Annotated in this window: 17 protein-coding genes and 2 pseudogenes; 11 read left to right on the top strand and 8 right to left on the bottom strand. The window is 69.2% G+C overall.

The features are described 5' to 3' along the window. From TVH25_RS15255 to TVH25_RS15290, 8 genes are all read left to right on the top strand, one after another. On the top strand, positions 1-316 hold a 316-nt coding region (locus tag TVH25_RS15255; RefSeq protein WP_422424678.1), incomplete at its 5' end, for a DUF3152 domain-containing protein. A gap of 64 nt (positions 317-380) precedes the next feature. Beyond that, positions 381-1580, top strand: a complete 1200-nt coding sequence (gene moeZ / locus TVH25_RS15260; RefSeq protein WP_422424680.1) for an adenylyltransferase/sulfurtransferase MoeZ — start codon at positions 381-383, stop codon at positions 1578-1580. Positions 1581-1692: 112 nt separating this feature from the next. Beyond that, the gene (locus TVH25_RS15265) at positions 1693-2547 is read left to right on the top strand and encodes a TIGR02569 family protein (RefSeq protein ID WP_422424682.1); all 855 of its coding nucleotides are present in this window, start codon (positions 1693-1695) and stop codon (positions 2545-2547) included. Positions 2548-2683: 136 nt separating this feature from the next. Continuing rightward, on the top strand, positions 2684-4156 hold the full coding sequence (locus tag TVH25_RS15270) for an MFS transporter (protein WP_422424684.1): 1473 nt from the start codon (positions 2684-2686) through the stop codon (positions 4154-4156). A 36-nt stretch (positions 4157-4192) separates the two neighbouring features. After that, positions 4193-6715: a nitrite reductase large subunit NirB gene (gene nirB, locus TVH25_RS15275; RefSeq protein WP_296549988.1), complete on the top strand. Its 2523-nt coding sequence runs from the start codon at positions 4193-4195 to the stop codon at positions 6713-6715. A 95-nt stretch (positions 6716-6810) separates the two neighbouring features. Beyond that, the gene (gene nirD / locus TVH25_RS15280; protein ID WP_169619743.1) at positions 6811-7251 is read left to right on the top strand and encodes a nitrite reductase small subunit NirD; all 441 of its coding nucleotides are present in this window, start codon (positions 6811-6813) and stop codon (positions 7249-7251) included. Then, positions 7248-8381 carry a uroporphyrinogen-III synthase gene (locus tag TVH25_RS15285; protein ID WP_169619742.1) on the top strand — a complete coding sequence of 378 codons (1134 nt, stop codon included), beginning with the start codon at positions 7248-7250 and terminating at the stop codon, positions 8379-8381. Before nirD ends, TVH25_RS15285 begins: the two co-directional genes overlap by 4 nt. A gap of 3 nt (positions 8382-8384) precedes the next feature. Continuing rightward, entirely contained in the window at positions 8385-9095 is a 711-nt protein-coding gene (locus TVH25_RS15290) for a sirohydrochlorin chelatase (protein WP_422424686.1), read from the top strand. A 21-nt stretch (positions 9096-9116) separates the two neighbouring features. Here TVH25_RS15290 and TVH25_RS15295 read toward each other — a convergent pair whose 3' ends face one another. Together TVH25_RS15295 and TVH25_RS15300 are read right to left on the bottom strand one after the other, a co-directional pair. Beyond that, positions 9117-10856, bottom strand: a complete 1740-nt coding sequence (locus tag TVH25_RS15295) for an NTP transferase domain-containing protein (protein ID WP_422424687.1) — start codon at positions 10854-10856, stop codon at positions 9117-9119. A gap of 62 nt (positions 10857-10918) precedes the next feature. Continuing rightward, positions 10919-11377, bottom strand: a complete 459-nt coding sequence (locus TVH25_RS15300) for a MarR family winged helix-turn-helix transcriptional regulator (RefSeq protein WP_422424688.1) — start codon at positions 11375-11377, stop codon at positions 10919-10921. 211 nt (positions 11378-11588) lie between these two features. Here TVH25_RS15300 and TVH25_RS15305 point away from each other — a divergent pair. Both TVH25_RS15305 and TVH25_RS15310 read left to right on the top strand, forming a co-directional pair. After that, positions 11589-12017, top strand: a pseudogene (locus TVH25_RS15305) (MFS transporter); the annotation flags it as partial. A gap of 112 nt (positions 12018-12129) precedes the next feature. Continuing rightward, on the top strand, positions 12130-12714 hold the full coding sequence (locus TVH25_RS15310; protein ID WP_422424689.1) for an MFS transporter: 585 nt from the start codon (positions 12130-12132) through the stop codon (positions 12712-12714). Positions 12715-12778: 64 nt separating this feature from the next. Here the strand turns inward: TVH25_RS15310 and TVH25_RS15315 are convergent, their stop codons facing one another. From TVH25_RS15315 to TVH25_RS15340, 6 genes are all read right to left on the bottom strand, one after another. Next, positions 12779-13084, bottom strand: coding sequence for an MGMT family protein (locus TVH25_RS15315; RefSeq protein ID WP_169619737.1), 306 nt, complete (start codon positions 13082-13084; stop codon positions 12779-12781). Next, a complete protein-coding gene (locus tag TVH25_RS15320) occupies positions 13085-13870 on the bottom strand; it encodes an alpha/beta fold hydrolase (RefSeq protein ID WP_169651705.1) in 786 nt (261 codons plus the stop codon). A 21-nt stretch (positions 13871-13891) separates the two neighbouring features. After that, complete coding sequence (locus TVH25_RS15325; protein WP_169619735.1) at positions 13892-14650, bottom strand: ABC transporter ATP-binding protein; 759 nt, start codon at positions 14648-14650, stop codon at positions 13892-13894. After that, a complete protein-coding gene (locus TVH25_RS15330) occupies positions 14647-15705 on the bottom strand; it encodes an iron chelate uptake ABC transporter family permease subunit (RefSeq protein ID WP_240954891.1) in 1059 nt (352 codons plus the stop codon). The genes TVH25_RS15325 and TVH25_RS15330 overlap by 4 nt, the downstream gene beginning before the upstream one ends. Beyond that, a complete protein-coding gene (locus TVH25_RS15335; protein ID WP_169619734.1) occupies positions 15698-16678 on the bottom strand; it encodes an ABC transporter permease in 981 nt (326 codons plus the stop codon). The genes TVH25_RS15330 and TVH25_RS15335 overlap by 8 nt, the downstream gene beginning before the upstream one ends. Before the next feature lie 76 nt (positions 16679-16754). Continuing rightward, positions 16755-17747: a siderophore ABC transporter substrate-binding protein gene (locus TVH25_RS15340; protein WP_169619733.1), complete on the bottom strand. Its 993-nt coding sequence runs from the start codon at positions 17745-17747 to the stop codon at positions 16755-16757. A 168-nt stretch (positions 17748-17915) separates the two neighbouring features. Between TVH25_RS15340 and TVH25_RS15345 the strand changes: the two are divergent. Further along, positions 17916-19855: pseudogene (locus TVH25_RS15345) on the top strand (UvrD-helicase domain-containing protein); the annotation flags it as partial.

A 19855-nucleotide genomic window follows, 5' to 3' on the forward strand; every position in this document is an offset into this window, starting at 1 on the left:
CCGCGCCGAGGGGGCGTGCTTCAAGCGGGCGCGCGGGCGGGCCCCGCCCACCGACGCGCGCGGGGTGCGCGGCGCGGGCCCCAGCCCGGGCCACCTCGGCTCCTACCGCCAGTACCTGGTCAATCATGAGGTCGGGCACGCCATCGGCTTCGCTCAGCACGAGCGGTGCGGGGTGCAGGACGGTCTCGCGCCGATCATGATGCAGCAGACCTTCGGCACGAACAACGACGACATCGCCCGGCTCGATCCCGGCGGGGTGGTGCCGGCCGACGGGCTGCGGTGCCGCTTCAACCCGTGGCCGTACCCGAGGGCGTGACGCCGCCGCGACTGTGAGCGGTGGAACAATGGACCACGACCGTCCCGCCGGCCGAGGAGTATCCGTGACCGTATCGACGCCCTCGGTGGATCCGAGCGCCTTGCAACCGCTGGTGGAACCGGCTGCCGACCTCGATCGTGACGAGGTCGCCCGATACAGCCGGCACTTGATCGTTCCGGACGTCGGTGTGACCGGACAGAAGCGGCTCAAGAACGCGAAGGTGCTGTGCATCGGTGCGGGCGGCCTCGGTTCACCGGTGTTGCTGTACCTGGCCGCGGCGGGTGTCGGCACCCTGGGCATCGTCGAGTTCGACGAAGTCGACATGTCGAATCTGCAGCGGCAGGTGATCCACGGCCGCTCCGATGTGGGCAGGGCGAAGGGCGAGAGTGCCCGCGACAGCATCAACGCCATCAACGAGCACGTCGACGTGCGGTTGCATCCGACCCGCCTCGATTCCGGCAACGCGGTGGCTCTGTTCGAGCAGTACGACCTGATCGTGGACGGCACCGACAATTTCGCGACCCGCTACCTCGTGAACGACGCCGCGGTGCTCGCCGGCAAGCCGTACGTGTGGGGATCGATCTTCCGTTTCGAAGGCCAGGTGTCCGTGTTCTGGGAGAACGCTCCCGGCGGGCGCGGCCTGAACTACCGCGATCTGTATCCCGAGGCGCCGCCGCCGGGCATGGTGCCGTCCTGCGCCGAAGGCGGTGTCCTCGGTGTCCTGCCCGGCACCGTCGGCACGATCATGGCGACCGAGGCCATCAAGCTGATCACCGGGATCGGTGAGCCGCTGCTGGGACGGCTGATGATCTACGACGCACTCGCGATGTCGTTCCGCACCGTGACGTTGCGCCGGGATCCCGGCCGCGTACCGGTCACCGAACTGATCGATTACGACGTGTTCTGCGGCGTCGTCCCGGACAACGCGGCGGCAGCCGCCGATGCGACGATCACGCCGGTTGAGTTGCGCAGGATGCTCGACGAGGGCCGCGACGTCGAAGTGATCGACGTCCGCGAACCGGTGGAGTGGGACATCGTCCGCATCGACGGTGCCCGGCTGGTTCCCAAGGGCCGCATCCTGTCGGGCGAGGCCCTGGCCGAACTGCCGCAGAACCGGCCGATCGTCCTCTACTGCAAGACGGGCGTGCGGTCGGCGGAGGCGCTCGCCGTGCTCACGCGCGCGGGGTTCTCCGATGCCACCCACCTTCGCGGCGGTGTACTCGCGTGGGCGCAGCAGATCGATCCCTCCCTGCCCGTCTACTGACCGCCGGCGCCGGGCCGTTGCCGCATCCTCCGGCCCGTTGTCGCCGAGCTGTGACCGGAAAACAGCGGAGTGCCTCCCGGGACCCGGCAGGGTACGCCGGTACCGTGTGGGCGTGAGCTCACTCGAACCACCGCAGCACGTGTGCTCTACGTTCGGCCTTCGCGACGTCGAGCCGGTCGCCCTCGGCGCCGACTGGGACGGCGGTTTCCGGTGTGGAGACGTGGTCCTGTCCCGGGTCGCCGACCACGCCCGCGCGGCGTGGTCCGCGAAGATCAGGGAGACGCTGACCGTCGACGGAGTACGGCTCGCCCGGCCCGTCCGCTCGACCGACGGGCGTTACGTGGTGTCCGGATGGCGCGCCGACACATACATCGTCGGGACTTCCGAACCCCGGCACGACGAGGTGGTCTCGCTGTCGCTGCGGTTGCACGTCGCGACCTCACAACTCGAGCGCCCGCGCTTCCTCATGCAGCCACCGGTGGCACCGTGGCAGGACGTCGACGTGTTCGTCGGGGCCGACCGCGCGGCGTGGGAAACGGTGCCGCTGCGGACCGCGCGCGCTGCGGGTGCCCCCGAGACGGTCACCCCCGACGGACTCAAGAGCCTCGACCTCATCGGGCAGCTCGCCACGTTCCGGAAGCCGGTGCACCTGCCCGATCAACTCGTGCACGGCGATCTCTTCGGCACCGTCTTGTTCGCGGGACGAGCCGCGCCGGGCCTCACCGACATCACGCCCTACTGGCGTCCCGCGTCGTGGGCGGCCGCGGTGACCGTCGTCGACGCGTTGTCGTGGGGCGGCGCCGACGACGGTCTCATCGCACGGTGGGAAGACCTTCCGGAGTGGCCGCAGATGCTGTTGCGCGCCGTGATGTTCCGGCTCGCGGTCCATGCGCTGCACCCCCGATCCACCGAAGAAGCGTTCCCCGGGCTGGCGCACACCGCCGACCTGGTCCGATTCCTTCTCTGATATCGGTTACCGCCACCTCACACCGTCGCCCGTCACCGGGTGAGCATCTCTTGACGCGACGGTCATCGCGGGCAGCACCGCGGCAACACCCGTTGCCTACCTTGGGTTCATCACACACCTGAGAAGGGCGGCCGGCATGGCAGATTCGGTCCGGAACGAGACTCTCCGAGAGAGATTCGCGCGCAAGCACTACATCGAGAGCTGGGACGCCGAAGACGTCGAGGCGTGGGAGTCCGGCGGCAAGCAGATAGCCAAGAGAAACCTGATCTGGTCGGTCATCGCCGAACACGTCGGATTCTCGGTGTGGTCCGTGTGGTCGGTCATGGTGCTGTTCATGCCCACCGACATCTACGGCATCGACGCCGCGGGCAAGTTCTTCCTCGTCGCGGTGCCCACGCTCGTCGGTGCCGTGCTCCGCATTCCCTACACCGTGGCGACCGCACGATTCGGTGGCCGTAACTGGACCGTCTTCAGTGCGCTCGTGCTGTTCGTCCCGCTCATGGGCGCGCTGTATCTGATGCTGAACCCGGGGCACTCGTACAGCACGTTCATGCTGGTCGCGGCGCTTGCCGGCGTCGGCGGCGGTAACTTCGCCTCGTCGATGACGAACATCAACGCGTTCTACCCCCAGCGACTCAAGGGCTGGGCACTCGGGCTCAACGCGGGTGGCGGCAACATCGGGGTGCCGGCGATTCAGCTTATCGGCCTGCTGGTCATCGCGACCGTCGGCAATACCGAACCGTGGATCGTCTGCGCCGTCTACCTGGTGCTGTGCGGTGCGGCCGCGATCGGTGCGGCCCTGTTCATGGACAACCTCGGCGACCAGAAAGCGGACCTGCGTGCCATGGGCCGCGCGCTGAAGTTCAGTGACTCGTGGGTCATCTCCTTCCTGTACATCGGCACGTTCGGTTCCTTCATCGGCTTCAGTTTCGCGTTCGGCCAGGTGCTTCAGATCAACTTCCTCGCCGGCGGCGACACACCCGCCCAGGCTGCTCTGCACGCCGCCCAGATCGCCTTCATCGGCCCGTTGCTCGGCTCGCTCTCGCGTCCGATCGGTGGGAAACTGGCCGACCGTATCGGCGGCGGCCGCATCACGATGTACACGTTCGTCGGTATGGCGCTCGCCGCCGCGGTACTGATCGTGGCGGGAACCCTCGACGACGCGAGCGCCGGCGCAGCGTCCGGCGGCGTCCTGACGGCCATGGTGCTCGGGTTCATCGCACTGTTCCTGTTGTCCGGCTTGGGCAACGGCTCGGTGTACAAGATGATCCCCTCGATCTTCGAAGCGAAGGCCCAGGGCCTTGCCGGTGCCGATCGTGCCGAGAAGGCGGCGTGGTCGCGCAGCATGTCCGGCGCCCTCATCGGATTCGCCGGTGCCATCGGCGGACTCGGCGGCGTCGGTATCAACCTCGTCTTCCGCGGTTCGTACGGTGGCGAGGCACAGTCCGCCACCATGGCCTTCTGGGTCTTCGCGATCTTCTACCTCGTCTGCATCGCGGTGACGTGGGTCGTCTTCCTTCGCCGCCCGCAGCAGCCCGTCGAGTCGTCCGCGCCCACATCGACCGCACCGGTGACCGCGGCGACGCGACTGTCCGACGCCACCGTCTGACACCGACCCGCCTGCACGAACAGAGAGAGACTTCCCATGAGCCGCAAGAACGTCGTCGTCGTCGGACACGGAATGGTCGGGCACCGCTTCGTGGAGGCATTGCGTTCCCGCGACGAGCACGACGCGTGGAAGATCACGGTCCTCTGCGAGGAACCGGACCCCGCCTACGATCGCGTCGGATTGTCCTCGTACGTCGGAACCTGGGATCGCAGAGAACTCGCGCTCGCCGGAAACGACTATGCGGCAGACCCTCTCGTCGATCTTCGGGTTTCTTCCCGCGTCGTGTCGGTCGATCGGGCGGCGCGTACGGTGACCACCGATGCCGGTGACGTGCTGGCCTACGACGCGCTCGTCCTCGCGACCGGTTCCTACCCGTTCGTGCCGCCGATCCCCGGCAACGCACTGCCGGGGTGTTTCGTCTACCGCACGCTCGACGATCTCGACGGCATCCGGGCGGCGGCCGACGCCGCGTCCGTGCACGGTGACGCCCCGGTCGGTGTGGTGGTCGGCGGCGGCCTGCTCGGGCTCGAGGCCGCGAACGCTCTCCGCCGGCTGGGAATGTCTCCGCACGTGGTGGAGTTCGCGCCGCGTCTGATGCCGCTGCAGGTCGACGAGGGCGGCGGACGGGTCCTCGAACGGCTCGTGACCGAGCTCGGGCTCACGGTGCACACCGGGGTGGGCACGGCCGGAATCACCGAGGGGCCTTCCGGTCTCGTCGTCGAACTGTCCGACGGATCGACGATCGACGCCGCGGTGCTGGTGTTCTCCGCCGGAGTGCGCCCGCAGGACACGCTCGCCCGCGACGCCGGTCTCGACCTGGGCGCGCGCGGCGGTGTTCTCACCGACCTCGGGTGCCGCAGCACCACGGACGACGCGATCTATGCCATCGGAGAGTGCGCGGCCGTCGAGGGCACCTGCTACGGGCTCGTGGCTCCCGGGTACAGCACCGCAGAGGTGGTCGCCGACCGACTGCTCGGCGGCGCCGCCGAATTCCCCGGCGCGGATCTGTCGACCAAACTCAAGTTGCTCGGTGTGGACGTCGCCAGCTTCGGCGACGCGCACGGGGTCACGCCCGGTGCGCTCGAGGTGGTGCTGTCCGACTCGGCGAAGGGAACCTACGCGAAGCTGGTCGTGTCGGACGACGCGAAGACGCTGCTCGGCGGAATTCTCGTCGGCGACGCGTCGGCGTACGGCACCTTGCGTCCGCTCGTCGGCCGCGAGCTTCCGGGCGATCCGGCGGCGCTCATCTCCCCGGCAGGTGAAAAGCCCGGCGCCGGAGCGCTTCCCGACGATGCCGAGGTGTGTTCGTGCAACGGCGTCACCAAGGGTGCGATCTGCGGGGCGATTGCGGACGGGGCGTGCGACATCGCGCAGGTCAAAGCGTGTACGAACGCCGGCACCACGTGCGGCGGGTGCCTCCCGACCGTCAAACAACTTCTCAGCAGTTCCGGCGTGCCGATGTCGAAGGCACTGTGCGAGCACTTCGAGCAGTCGCGCGCCGAGCTGTTCGAGATCGTGCGAGCCACGCAGATTCGCACCTTCTCTGCACTGATCTCGCGCTACGGCACCGGCCGGGGCTGCGACATCTGCAAGCCCGTCGTCGCGTCGATCCTCGCGTCCACCGACTCCGACCACATCCTGCATCGTCAGCAGGCGGGGCTCCAGGACACCAACGACCACTTCCTCGCCAACATCCAGAAGAACGGCACCTACTCGGTGGTGCCGCGGATGCCCGGTGGTGAGTGCACCCCCGAACAGCTCATCGTCATCGGGGAGGTCGCGCGCGATTTCGGGCTGTACGTCAAGATGACCGGCGGCCAGCGCATCGACATGTTCGGTGCCCGGGTGGAGCAACTGCCGGCGATCTGGAAACGGCTCGTCGACGCCGGGATGGAGTCCGGGCAGGCCTACGGTAAATCGCTGCGCACGGTGAAGAGCTGTGTCGGCTCGACCTGGTGCCGGTACGGCGTGCAGGATTCGGTCGGGATGGCGGTGGATCTCGAAATGCGGTACCGCGGTTTGCGAGCGCCGCACAAGTTCAAGTTCGGCGTCTCCGGTTGCGCGCGCGAATGCGCCGAAGCGCGAGGTAAGGACGTCGGGGTGATCGCCACGGAAAACGGCTGGAACCTCTACGTGTGCGGTAACGGCGGGCAGTCCCCGAAGCACGCGCAGTTGCTCGCCGGTGGGCTCGACGACGAGACCCTGGTCCGGTACATCGACCGGTTCCTGATGTTCTACATCCGCACCGCCGACCGGTTGCAGCGCACGGCGCCCTGGCTCGACGCGCTCGACGGCGGGCTCGAGCACCTCAAGGACGTCGTGTGCGGCGACAGCCTCGGCATCGCCGCCGAACTCGAAGCCGCGATGGCAAAGCATGTCGCCGGGTACAAGGACGAATGGGCGGGAGTGCTCGAGGATCCCGAACTGCTGGCGCGCTTCGTCTCCTTCGTCAATGCCCCGGAGCAGCCGGACCCAACCATCCGATTCGACGACTCCGGCAAGCGGAAGGTACCCGTCCTGGTCGGCATGCCGAAGATCGGGCGGGATGCGTCCGCGTGACGTGCCTGCTTACGTGGAGGGAATCGGTGGGTAACGCGCGTGAAACACCGGGGCCACAGAATGCCAGGACGGAAGTTTCGAGGAGGGACCATCCCATGACCGTCATCGAGTCGCATACCGCTGGGGGTTCGACGCGTGAGAGCGTGTTCGACGGGCGCCTGGAATGGACGTCGGCCTGTCCGCTCAGCCACCTGATTCCCGGCCGCGGAGTGGCCGTCCTGCTGCGCGGGGGCGAACAGGTCGCGGTGTTCCTGCTCGACGACGGCACGCTGCGCGCGGTCGGGAACTTCGATCCGTTCGGCCGCGCCGCCGTGATGTCCCGCGGCATCGTCGGGGACCGCGCGGGCGAACCCACCCTTGCCTCACCCCTTCTCAAGCAGGTGTTCTCGCTCGACGACGGTCGCTGCCTCGACGACCCGTCGGTGCGGTTGCCGGTCTACGACGTGCGAGTGTGGGCGGGTGTCGTGCAGGTCCACAGCCACCTCACCAGCGCGCGCTCCGACGACGGTCCGGCGACCGGCGCCGAGCTTTCGTGAACCAGGACAACACGCCGCTGCGCGGTTTCACCGTCGGAGTCACGGCGGCGCGACGTGCGGACGAGTTCGCGACGTTGCTCACGCGGCGCGGCGCCGACGTGGTGCACGCACCGGCGATCCGCATCATCCCGCTCTCGGACGACACCGAACTCGAGCGGGTGACCCGCAGCATCGTCGCCGGCCCACCGGACATCACGGTCGCGACGACCGCGATCGGATTCCGCGGCTGGATGGGAGCAGCGGACGGGTGGGGGCTTTCCGACGATCTGGCGCGCTCTCTTGCGGGTAGCCGCATCCTGGCCCGGGGACCGAAAGTCACCGGGGCGATCCGCGCCGCGGAATTGCGCGAGGAATGGTCACCGGCGTCGGAGTCGTCCGCCGAGGTGCTCGAACACCTGCTCGCCGAAGGTGTCCGGGGCCGCCGGATCGCGGTCCAGCTGCACGGTGAGCGCACCGAGTGGGAGCCGGGAACGGATGTGTGCGAAGCGCTTCGGGCCGCGGGTGCGGATGTCGTCGCGGTCCCCGTCTACCGGTGGACTCCGCCCGACGATCCCGCGACGCTGGACCGCATGATCGAGCAGGTCGCCGATTACGGGCTCGACGCGGTGAGCTTCACGAGTGCACCGGCGGTGGCCTCGATGCTCATGCGCGCCAAGGACACCGGAATGCTCGAACTGATGTTGCGAGGGTTTCGCACCGGTGTCGCCGCGGTGTGCGTCGGCCCGGTCACCGCGGCGCCGTTCGTCGCTCTCGAGGTGCCGGTGACGATGCCCTCGCGTGCACGGCTCGGCTCGCTGGCGCGGCACCTCGCCGAGGAACTTCCGCGCCGCGCCGTGCGGATCGAAGCCGGAGGGCATGTCCTCGGAATGCGCGGGCGGTGCGTGATGGTCGACGACACCACCCGGTGTCTGGCCCCTGCGGGGATGGCGCTGATCCGGACGCTCGCGTCGCGGCCCGGACGCGTCGTCTCCCGCGAAGAACTGCTCGCCGCGCTTCCCGGAGGCGGCGGAGACACCCATGCGGTGGAGACGGCGGTCGCGAGGTTGCGGTCGGCCCTCGGAGCGCCGTCGATCGTTCAAACCGTGGTCAAGCGCGGCTACCGCTTGGCGGTCGATCCGGAAGGACCCTGAGCCATGACCGATCCCGCTCTGCTGCTCGTCGCCCACGGCACCCGCAACCCGCGCGGAGTCGAGATGATCGCCCGCCTCGCCGACGCGGTGTCCGGCCGGGTCGGCGCGCCCCGGGTGGCATTCGTCGACGTACTCGGTCCGTCGCCGTCCGAGGTGCTGCGCGAGGTCGCGGGGCCGGTGGTGCTGGTGCCGGCGTTCCTCGCCTCCGGATATCACGTGCACGCCGACGTGCCACGGGAGGTCGCCGACAGCGGTCACGGCAGAGTGCTGGTCACTCCGGCTCTCGGCCCCGACCCGGTCCTGGCGCGTGTGCTCGTCCAGAGGTTGCGCGAGGCCGGGTGGCGTCCCGGGGATGCCGTGGTGCTCGCGGCGGCCGGGTCGTCCGACCCGAGGGCACTGCACGACGTGCACCGCGCAGCCGACATGCTGTCGGCCCTGACGCACCGGACCGTGTCCATCGGCTACGTCGCGACCGGAGAACCGCGCGTGCCGCAGGTGGTCGAGGAGCTGCGCGAGCGAGGAGCCCGGCGGGTGTTCGTCGCGTCGTATCTGTTGGCCGAAGGACTGTTCCACTCCCGTCTGTCCGGCGCCGGCGCCGACGGGGTCACCGCCCCGCTCGGCGTGACGGCGCCTGTGGTCGATCTGGTCGCCCGCCGGTACTACGCCGCCGTTCCTGCGCTGAGGGCAAGCGCGGGGGTGCGCCCGGCGCGGTGATACGGCCGTACGCCGGACGCGTCAGCGGGGGAGCGGCAGCAACTCCACGACATCTCCGTCGGAGCACCGGGGCGGCACCAGCGCTATCGCGGTGCGGCCGATCAGGCCGGCGAGGTGGGCGGTGCGGATCGCGTTGTCGCACAACCACTGTCCATCCTCACGCTGGCGAGCGGGTAACAGGCGTGTGCGATCGCCCTCCACCTCCGACGCGTTCGCCAGAGGGCCGACCAGGCGTGACGGCGGCGTGCGGCCGGTACGGCCGTCGACGACGGCCGGAAGCATCACCAGCAGCGTCGACAACGCCGCAACCGGGTTTCCCGGCAGGCCCAGCACCGCGCGGCCGTCGGGCAGCACGGCGGCGACCTGGGAACCGCCGGGCTTGCACCGCACACGTTCGACGACGATGTGCGCACCTGCCCGGTCCAGAGCGCCGCGCAGCTGATCCGCGGCGCCGCCGCCCGTAGCCCCCACGATCACGAGCACGTCGACGTCCTGTGTGCCTGCGAAGAGGGCCTCGAACCCGCCGGGGCTGTCGTGCAACAGCGTCTCACCGACCGGTTCGGCGCCACACCACCGGACGAAACGGGGGAGCACAGGGCCCAGAGAATCCCGGGTCCGGCCCTCGAGCAGCGGACCGTGGCGCACGATCTCGTCGCCACTGATGACGAGGTGCACCCGGAGCGGGCCCCGGACGTCGATCTCGGCGACCTCGCCGCTCAGTGCCGCGGACAGGACGGCGGGGGTGACGGTCTCGCCGCTTTCGGCGAGCACGAACCCGGGGTCCCAGTCTTCGCCCCGTCGGCGGGTGTCGTCACGCACCGGGCACTCCGGAAGCCGGTGCACCACACCGTTGTCCACGCGGACGAACTCGTCGCGGACGGCCGCGGTGGCACCGGCCGGGAGATGGGCGCCGGTCGCGATGCGGGCAGCCTCGCCGTCGGCGAGCGTGAACACCACGGGATCACCCGCGCGGCGGACCTCGGGCCGCAGTGCCCACGGTCCGTCACCTGCAACGGCGTAGCCGTCCATCGCGGACGTCGGCAGGGGAGGCAGGGCCGCTTCGGCGACGAGTGGGGCGGCGAGTGTCGCGCCCTCCGCCGCGGCGACGGGTATCCGCCGAGCGTCCAGCGGGAGCAAGGCCTGACGCACCAGCGATCGTGCGTCGTCCGGGCCGGATGCGACGCGTCCCGGGGCGTGGGCGACGCGCGCACGGTGCAGATCTGCCGGAGTGTCGCAGTCGGCGGTGCCCGTCACGGTGACCGAGGCGTACCGGTCGGGGAGCAGAGCCTTCATCGGCCGGTCGGCCACCTCCTCGCCGAGATGCGCGAGGCGTGCAGAGAGCGCGGGGCCTCGCCACACCGCGAGCAGGTACTGCGTCCTGCCCTCGTCGTCCACCGCAAAGGCGGCATCCGCGGACAGATCGGCGTCGAGGGCCGCGATCAGTGTTGCCACGGTGGCGGCGGTGACGAAGGGCAGGTCCGCCGCCAGCGTCACCACGACGTCGGCCACAGGGCTTGCGGCGGCGAGCGCCGCGACGGGCCCGGCGCCGGCCGGGTGTTCCTGGACCTGGATGATCGCGGGGTCGAGGTCGTAGCGCCGGGGGCCCACCACCGTGATCCGCGCACACCCGGTGACGGAGGCGAGGGCGGTGTCGAGGAGGCGCCGCCCCCCGACCGCCAGGGCGGGTTTGTCGACGCCTCCCATCCGGGTCGCGCGGCCGCCCGCGACGATCACTGCCTCCACGTCGGTCAGTGCACTCATATCCTCATGCTGCCCCATGACGCCGCAGTTTTCGCAGGGGCCGGTGTCCTGCCGAATGTCGATCAGTAGTTCTTGGGCATCGAGCCGAGCCGGGCGAGCAGAGGCGCGGCCTCGATCAGGGTGTGCGCTTCTTCGGGGCTCAGCGTGGTGAGCAGATCGCGTATGCCCCGTGCCCACGTGGCGTCGATCAGCGCGTTGTTGCGCCGGGCCAGGTCGGTCTGGTGAATCCGGTGCGATCGCCCGTCGTTCGGATCGGCGCGTCGCTCGAGCAGTCCCCGATCGACGAGGCGGCTGACGGTGGTGCTGACGTTGCTGTTCTGCAGGTCGAGCGCGCGCGCGATCTCCGAAATCGAACTGCCCGGGCGCTCGGCAACCGCGCGCAGGACCTCGATCTCGGAGTTCGGCATGGCCGACAGGCCCGCCTCGCGCTCGCCGAATCTCCGGAGCGCCCACACCAGCGAACGAGAGGTCCGGGCGAGGCTGTCGACGTCGCTGTCGCTTACGTCCCGTGGATTCACCATGCTACGATACTAGCTCTTAAATGTATATATACATTTAAATATACATCGGCAATGAAAGGCACGTATGCCCCAGCATGACTCCGCGACCACCCAGGCGCCGGATCTCCCCGAGAGCACCGAGACCGGTGACGACACCGGCGGCACGCCGTTCTCGGCGAAGTTGATCGCGGTCCTGGCTCTCCTCGCGGCAGTGGCGCCGCTGGCGATCGACATGTACCTCCCGGCCTTTCCGGAAATGGCCGAGGAATTCGACACGAGCGCGTCGGCGATTCAGCTGACCCTCACGACATTCCTGCTCGGAATGGCCATCGGCCAGCTCGTCTTCGGCCCCTTGTCCGACCGGTTCGGCCGCCGCCCGCTCCTGCTCGTCGGCACCCTCGCGTGCGCGGTGTTCAGTGCCGCGAGTGCGCTCGCGCCCACCATCGAATTGCTCGCGGGCGCGCGGTTCGTGCAGGGCTTCGCCGGTGCGGCGGGCATCGTGCTCGGCCGCGCCGTCATCGCCGACCGGGCCGAGGGCGTCGCGGCTGCCAAGCTGTTCAGCCTGCTCGTCGTCATCAACGCGGTAGCTCCGATCATCGCGCCTCTCGTCGGCGGTGTGATCGTCACGAACGTCGGCTGGCGTGCCGTCTACTGGGTGCTCGCCGGCTTGTCCGTCCTCATGTTCCTGGCCGTGCTGCTTCTGGTGGCCGAGACCCATCCCGTCGAGGGCCCCCCCCCCCGCCGCGCGCCCCCCCCAGGGCGGCCCCACCGCGATGCTGCGGGATGCCCGGGAAGTACTCCGGAACCGCCGGTACGTCGGATACACACTCGCGTACGCCTTCGCCTTCGGTGTGATGTTCGCGTACATCTCCGCGTCGCCGTTCGTGCTGCAGAACGTCCACGGCATGTCCACCGGCTGGTACACGGTGGCGTTCACCGCCAACGCGATAGGTCTCGTGATCGGCAGTATCGCGAACGACAACATCGTCCGCCGGATCGGCTCCGGCCGAACGTTGCGGATCGGCCTCACGATCCTGGCGTCCATGTCTGTCCTGATGCTCATCAACAGCCTTGCCGGACCGGCGATGTGGGTGACGCTGATCCTGCTGTGGTGCACGATGAGCAGCCTCGGACTCATCATCGCGAACGCCACCACCTTGGCCCTGGGCCAGGCGCAGCGCGCGGCGGGCACCGGCTCGGCGTTGCTCGGTGCGCTCCAGTTCCTGCTCGCGGCAGCGATCGCCCCGCTCGTCGGAATCGGCGGAGAGGACACCGCGGTGCCCATGGCGGTGGCGATGGTCGTCAGCGGCGTCATCGCGTTGGGTGCGATGGCGTTGGCCAGGCCCGAACGCGCCTGAGCACCAGCGAATCACGCACCTCGCCGGTGGGTCCGGATGGCCGGACCGACCGGCGAGGTCGTTGTCACGGGGCGGGGAAGAGGTGGCGTGCCTGCGCCAGATCCACTCGGTCTCCGCGGATCGGTGTGCCTTCGAGCGCCAGCCGGGCCAGTTGCCGGTAGGCGAGGTGCGCGGCAGGTCTGCCGGACGCCGGCACCACGCGATGCCACGGCAGGTCGGCGGTATCGGTACGCATGATCCAGCCGACCGTACGCGGGCTGGAAAGCTCTGCGGCATCGGCGATGTCGCCGTAGGTGGCCACGCGCCCCTCCGGGATGGACGCGACGAGCGCGCGCACCTTTTCGATCTGGTCGTCGGTGGTCGCGGCCATCTACAGCACCCGGGAGATGAGGTCGGCGGTCTCGGCGGGGCGGGCCTGCTCGATCATGTGATCGCAGTCCACCTCCACCTCCGTCAGGTTCGATCCCAGCCGGTCGGCGAGTGCGGCGCGGAACTCGGGCGAGGTGTATCCGGGCTGGACCTTTCCGGCCCGCGCGAACACGGTCCGGATGTGAGCGGGGGGCAACACGTAGTCCCGGGCGAGTTCGCTCCACGACGTCACCGTCGCGGCCACGCACACGCGCCAGGCGACGCGCCCCGAATCGAGCGCCACCAGATGCTCTTCGACCTCCGCGTCGAGCAGTTCCGGATCGACTTCGGCCCAGTCGGCGCCGACTTTCTCGGCACGCGCCTCCGCCTCGTCGGTGTAGTCCGGGTAGCGGGCCGTCGAGTCGGCGACCTCGAGCATCCGCTCCGGTGGCAACGCGATCGCCGGATCGAGCAGGACGAGCGCTCGCACGCGTTCCGGTGCCGCGGCGGCGAGATGCAGCGCCAAAGCGCCCCCGAAGGAATGACCCACCACCGTCACCGGACCGGAGGCATGCGTGTCCAGCACGCGGAGCAGGTCGTCGACGTGGCGCTCGAACGTCCAGGGCGGTGTCCACGGCGATCGGCCGTGGCCGCGAAGGTCGGGTGCGAGGAACCGGGCGTGGGGGAGATGAGTCTCCGCGAGGTGCCGCCAGCGCCGGCCGTGACCCGTGAGCCCGTGCAGAGCAAGGATCTGCGGCCCGTCGGCGGGGCCGAACAGGTGGGTGCGGAGGGTCTCGGCAGCGTTCACGCGACCACTATCGCAGCACGGCTACCGGTAGTAGACGGCCAGCGGGCCGTTGGGGCCGTCCACGCAGGTCACCGGGGTGTCGAACACGCGGGTGAGCGTGTCGTCGACCACGATCTCCTGCGGGGTCCCGAACTCGACGACGCGCCCGTTCTTCACCGCGCAGATCCGGTCCGCGTAGTGCGCGGCAAAGTTGATGTCGTGCAGGACGATGACCACCGTCCTCCCGAGTTCGTCGGCGGCACGGCGCAGGTGCTGCATCATCAGGACCGAATGCCGCATGTCGAGATTGTTGAGCGGCTCGTCGAGAAGGACGTAGTCGGTGTCCTGGCACAGCACCATCGCGACGTAGGCGCGCTGGCGCTGCCCGCCGGAGAGCTGATCGAGATAGCGGTTCTCGAGCGGGCCGAGGTCGAAGAACTCGATCGCGCGGCTGATGATCTCCTGATCCTGCCGGGTGATGCGGCCCTTCGAATGCGGGAACCGACCGAAGCCCACGAGCTGACGCACCGTCAGCCGGGTGACGAAGTGGTTCTCCTGACGCAGGATCGAGACGATCTTCGCGAGGTCTTTCGACGGGGTGCGGGCGATGTCGTATCCGGCGATCTCGATCGAACCGGAATCGGCACCGAGCAGCCGGCCGATGATCGTCAGCAGCGTCGACTTGCCGGCTCCGTTGGGCCCGACCAGTGCGGTGATACCGCCCGCCGGAATCTGGAGATCGACGGGGCCGATCGACACCCCGTCACCGTAGTCCTTGCGGACGCCCTTGAGCTCGATCACAGTCTGCCCTTTCGGAGGAGGACGTAGAGGAACACCGATCCGCCGACGGCTTCGATGATGATCGACACCGCGCCCTCGGCGTAGAAGATGTTCTTGAGAACGAAGTAGGCCCCCGTGAGGACGACGAACCCGGTCAGCACCGCGACGGGAAACACGTATCGGTGGTCGTAGGTGTTCGCGAACTGGTACGCGAGGGTGGCCACGAGAAAGCCCAGGAAGGTCATCGGTCCGATGAGGGCGGTGGAGACGGCCATCAGGACCGACACGAGGAACAGCACGATCATGATCTCGCGGCGGTGATTCAGGCCGAGGTTGGTGGTGATGTCGCGTCCCAGCGCCACCAGGTTGAGTTTCCGTGCACGCCACCACAGTGCGGCGGCAGCGGCTAGACACAGGGGAATCGCGACGGGGAGGTAGGAGGCGTCCGCGTTGGACACGGACCCGAACAACCGCGCGGTGAGGATGTCGAATTCGCTCGGGGTGAGCAGTCGCTGCATGAAGGTCGAGACGGAGCCGAGCCCACCGCCGAGGATGATCCCGACGAGCAGCATCACCTGCAGGTTGCCGTACTTACCCGACAGCAGCCATCCGTAGAGCACGAGCGAGAAGAAGACCATCAGCGCGATCTGCAGGAGGAACTGCGGAGTTCCTTGCAGTGCAACGACTCCGACGGCACCCAGAAAGTACACCGCGGCGGTGGAGATCGCGACGTACAGTGCCTCGAATCCCATGATCGACGGTGTGATGATCCGATTGTTCGTGGCCGTCTGGAACGCGACGGTGGCGGTGGCCTGGCACACCACGACGATTGCGATGACGACAAGGCTGGTCGCCCGCATCTCCGTGATCCGCCAGAATCCGGAACTCCCGAACGGCATCGGGTTGTTCCACACCAGCGTTCCCACCGCGAAGAAGCACGCGAGCAGCGACAGGCCGGCGAGCAGAATCCAGTAGCGCCGGCGCGCCTTCGGGTTCGGAAAGACGTCCGACGCAGGAAGTTCCGCCGGCGGTGCCGCGACCGCCGATTCCGCGCTGACGGGCATGGTTTCAGGCATGACGACGGCTCCGCAGCAGTAGAGCGATGAACACGACGGCGCCGACCACGCCGAGGATGAGCGAGACGGGGACCTCGAACGGGGCGATGATCGTCCGCCCGATGAGGTCGCACACCGTCACGATCGCGATGCCCAGCAAGCAGACCCAGGGCAGATTGCTGCGCAGGTCGTCGCCGCGGAACATGGAGACGATGTTCGGGACGATGAGGCCGATGAACGGCAGATTTCCCACGACGACGGTCACGACGCCGGTGGCCACAGCGATGAGGCCGGTGCCCAGGAAGATGATCCGGGTGTAGTTGAGCCCGACGTTCGTCGCCACGTCTTCGCCCAGGCCGGCCACCGTGAGGCGGTCCGCGACCAGGAACACCGCGACCGCAACCGCGGCGACGATCCACAGCACCTCGTACTGTCCCCGCAGGACGGAGGTGAAGCTTCCGGCGAACCACACGCCCAAGCTCTGGAGCATGTCGGTGGCCAGGGCGAGGTACGTCGTGATCGAGCCGACCACGGCGCCGAGCATGATGCCGACGATCGGCACGATGAGGGACGAGGACAGCGAGACGCGGCGGAGGAACAGGAAGAAGATCATCGTGCCGACGAAGGCGGCGGCGATCGCCCCGATCATCCGCGGTACGAGTCCGGATCCGGGCAGGAGGATCATCATCAGGATGAGGCCGAGGCCCGCCCACTCCGTCGTGCCGGCGGTGGTCGGCTCGACGAACCGGTTCTGGGTGAGCAACTGCATCACCAGCCCCGACATCGCCATTGCCGCGCCCGCCAGAACCAGCGCGATCGTCCGGGGGATGCGGGTGATCTCGAACATCTCCCAGCCCTGTTCGCCGCCGAAGATGTCGTACACCCCGGTGAACAGCGACATGGTCAGCAGGACACAGACTCCGAGGATTCCCAGGAGGAGTTTCCAGTCGAACAACCGGCCCTTGCGGGTCGGGGAAACCGTCGTTGTGCTCATCGATGCTGCTGTCTTCCGTGAGGCATTCATGCCTGGGCCCGCGGGACGAACCCGCGGGCGCCAGGAGTGACGAAGATCAGGACTTCTGCTGCTCGAGCAGGTCCGCGAGGGAGTTGAAGAACTCCGTGTACGTCTGGATGCTCTCGTTGGTGTAGGTATCGGTCGGCAGGAAGATCACCTTGCCGTCCTTGACGGCGGTGACGGACTTCAGCGCTTCGGTGTTCTCGATGATGTTCGCCGCGGGGACGAATCCCTCGCCGCCACCGTTGGCGGTTCCCGCGTCACGGTCCATCACGATGATCAGGTCGGGGTTGGAGGCTGCGACGGCCTCGACCGAGATGTCGTCGCCCTGGTGGTTGTCCGAGCTCTCGGGCACCTCGAGCGACGGGGTGAAACCGAAGATGTCGAACATGGGGCCGATCGTGCGGCCGGTGCTCGGCGCGACGTAGCCGATTTCGCCGCCGGAGGTGATCAAGCCCATCACGGACGTGTCGGGGGAGTAGGCGGCTTTCACGCGCGCGATCGAGGCGTCGAATGCGTCGTTGAGGGCCTGGGCTTCGGCCTGCTTGCCGAAGATCTCGCCGAGAACGGTGGTGCCGCGCTTGAGCTCGGCGTCGAACGGCTGGTCGTCGCGCGGAGTGACCTCGACGATGGCGGCGTCGGGCGCGAGGCGCTCGAAGTCCCCGCGGAACTGCGCGAACCGGCCGCCGTTGATGATGAGGTCGGGCTCGGCCGCGACAACCGCCTCGAGGTTCGGCTCGCGGTGGGTGCCGAGGTCGACGACGTCGCTGTCCTGCTTGTACCCGATCGTGCTCGGCATCAGGCTCACGGCGCCGGCCGACAGGTCCACGCCCCACGAGTCGAGCGTCTCGAACGTGCTGTTGTCCGTCGCCACCACGGACTTCGGCGGAGTCGTCACGGTCTGCTCGCCGAAGTTGTCCTCGATCGCGACCGTCTGGGCTGCCGCGGTGGTGTCGGCGTCGTCGGTCGTGGAAGTGGAGCACCCGGCCAGGGCGATGACGGCCAGGGCGCCGATTGCGGCGCGCCGGTAGTTACGGATGGCGTTCATAGCTGTGATCCTCGTTCTGCGTCGACAGTCGGCGGCGTGGTGCCGCAGCCGAGGCAGAGCTTAACCTAGCCTTACCTACCCGTTGCTTCCGGGCGTTAACGATTCTCCGGGCAGGGAGACGGCAGATGCCACCGGCCGGTTGTCGGGGGGTTCTGGTGGGATGTCGATATGCCCGACCTCGACCTCCGTGCGCCCGACCGCTCGCGACGACCTGCCGCGCGACTGGTCCGGCGACCGGATGTCGCACCGGCCGCCAGGACGTGGCCCGACGATGTGCGGGCAGTGTTCGCCGACGCACCGCCCGCCCCGCGATGGCGCCCCTGGCAGGTGCTCGGCGGGCCCGGTACCGGCAAAACGTCGCTGCTGGTCGACCTGGTGGTACATCGCATCTCCTCCGGGGTCGATCCCGAGTCCGTCCTCGTACTCACCCACTCCCGCCGCGCCGCGACAGCGCTGCGCGAGGCGATCACCGCCGGGCTGCTGGGTGCCGGTGCACGCGCCACCCGGGAGCCGCTGGTCCGCACCGTCCACTCGTACGCGTTCGCGGTATTGCGCTTACAGGCAACTGCGCACGGCAACCCGCCGCCGCGACTGATCACCGGCGCCGAACAGGACGCGGTCCTACGCGAACTGCTCCGTGGCGACATCGACGACGGTGCCACCGGGTGGCCCGAGCGACTCCGCCCCGCCCTCGGTATGACCGGATTCGCCGTCGAACTCCGCGATCTGATGCTGCGTGCCAGCGAGCGCGGGCTCGGTCCCGAAGACCTCGTCGCACTGGGCGAGCGGCGTGATCGCCCCGAGTGGGTCGCGGCCGGGCGATTCGCGCAGCGGTACGAGCAGGTCATGCTGCTGCGCGGCGCCGTCGGTCTCGAAGCACCCGAAGCGACCGCGCCCGGGGCCGCCCGCGCCCCCCACCGCGGGGGGGGGGGTGGCGGCCGGGGCCGCCGCCCCCCCCCTACGCGCCCGGGCCCGCGCTGGACGCGGCAGAACTCGGGGGGGCGGCGCTGGCCGCCTTCGCGACCGACCCCGACCTGCTCGCGTCCGAGCGCAACCGGATCCGTCACCTGCTCGTCGACGATGCGCAGCACCTCGACCCGCAGGCGGCTCACCTCGTGCGGGTGATCGGCACCGGTACCCGGACGAGCACCGTCGCGGGCGACCCCGACCAGAGCGTGTTCGGTTTCCGTGGCGCCGATCCCACCTTTCTCGAACGGTTGGCCGACGACGATCCGTCCCGCCGCATCGTGCTCGGTACCAATTACCGGGCCGCGCCCGCGGTAGCGGCGGTGACCCACCGCATCGCGCGCAGAGTGCCCGGGCTGCCTCCGCATCGCGGCGCCGCCTCACCCGATGGCACCTCGCCCGATGGCATCTCACCCGAGGCCGCAACCGAACCCGGCTCGGTGCGGGTGGTGGTGCAGCCGTCGCAGGCGAAGGAAGCCGCGCTCGTCGCCGACACCCTGCGCCGCGCCCACCTCGTCGACGGAGTGCCCTGGTCCCGCATGGCGATCGTCGTCCGATCGGTGCCGCGAGTCCTCGCACCGCTGCGACGCGCGCTGCTCGCCGCCGGCGTCCCCATGACCACCGCGGCCTCCGAGTTGCCTCTCGCCCGGCAGCACAGCGTGGCAGGTCTGCTGCTCGTGCTGCGGGCAGTGTCCGGTCGCCGGTTCGGCGGCGAGGAGGCGCTGGCGCTGCTGTCGGGTCCGGTCGGCGGTGCCGAACCCGTCGCCCTGCGTCGTCTGCGGCGAGGTCTGCGCCGCGTCGAATTGGCGTCCGGGCGCGACCGCGACTCTGCGGAACTGCTGCGTCTGCTGCTCACCGACGGCGACGGCGGTGACAAGGGCGGCGAGACCGCTCACCTCGTCCGCGGCCTGACCGAGGTGGAGTCCGCGCCGCTGCGAAAGGTTCTCGGCGTGCTGCGCAAAGCCCGCTCCGCGGCCCTGCGGGGCGGCGGACTCGAGGACGTGCTGTGGGAGGCCTGGCAAGCCACCGGTCTCGAACGACGCTGGGCCGCCGCGTCGGCCCGCGGCGGACCGGTCGGCGCGCAGGCCCACCGCGACCACGCCCCTGTCGGGGCCTTGTTCGACGCCGCCCCCCCCGAACGC

It is taken from the genome of Rhodococcus sp. 7Tela_A2 (assembly GCF_049311045.1).
Classification (GTDB): domain Bacteria; phylum Actinomycetota; class Actinomycetes; order Mycobacteriales; family Mycobacteriaceae; genus Rhodococcus.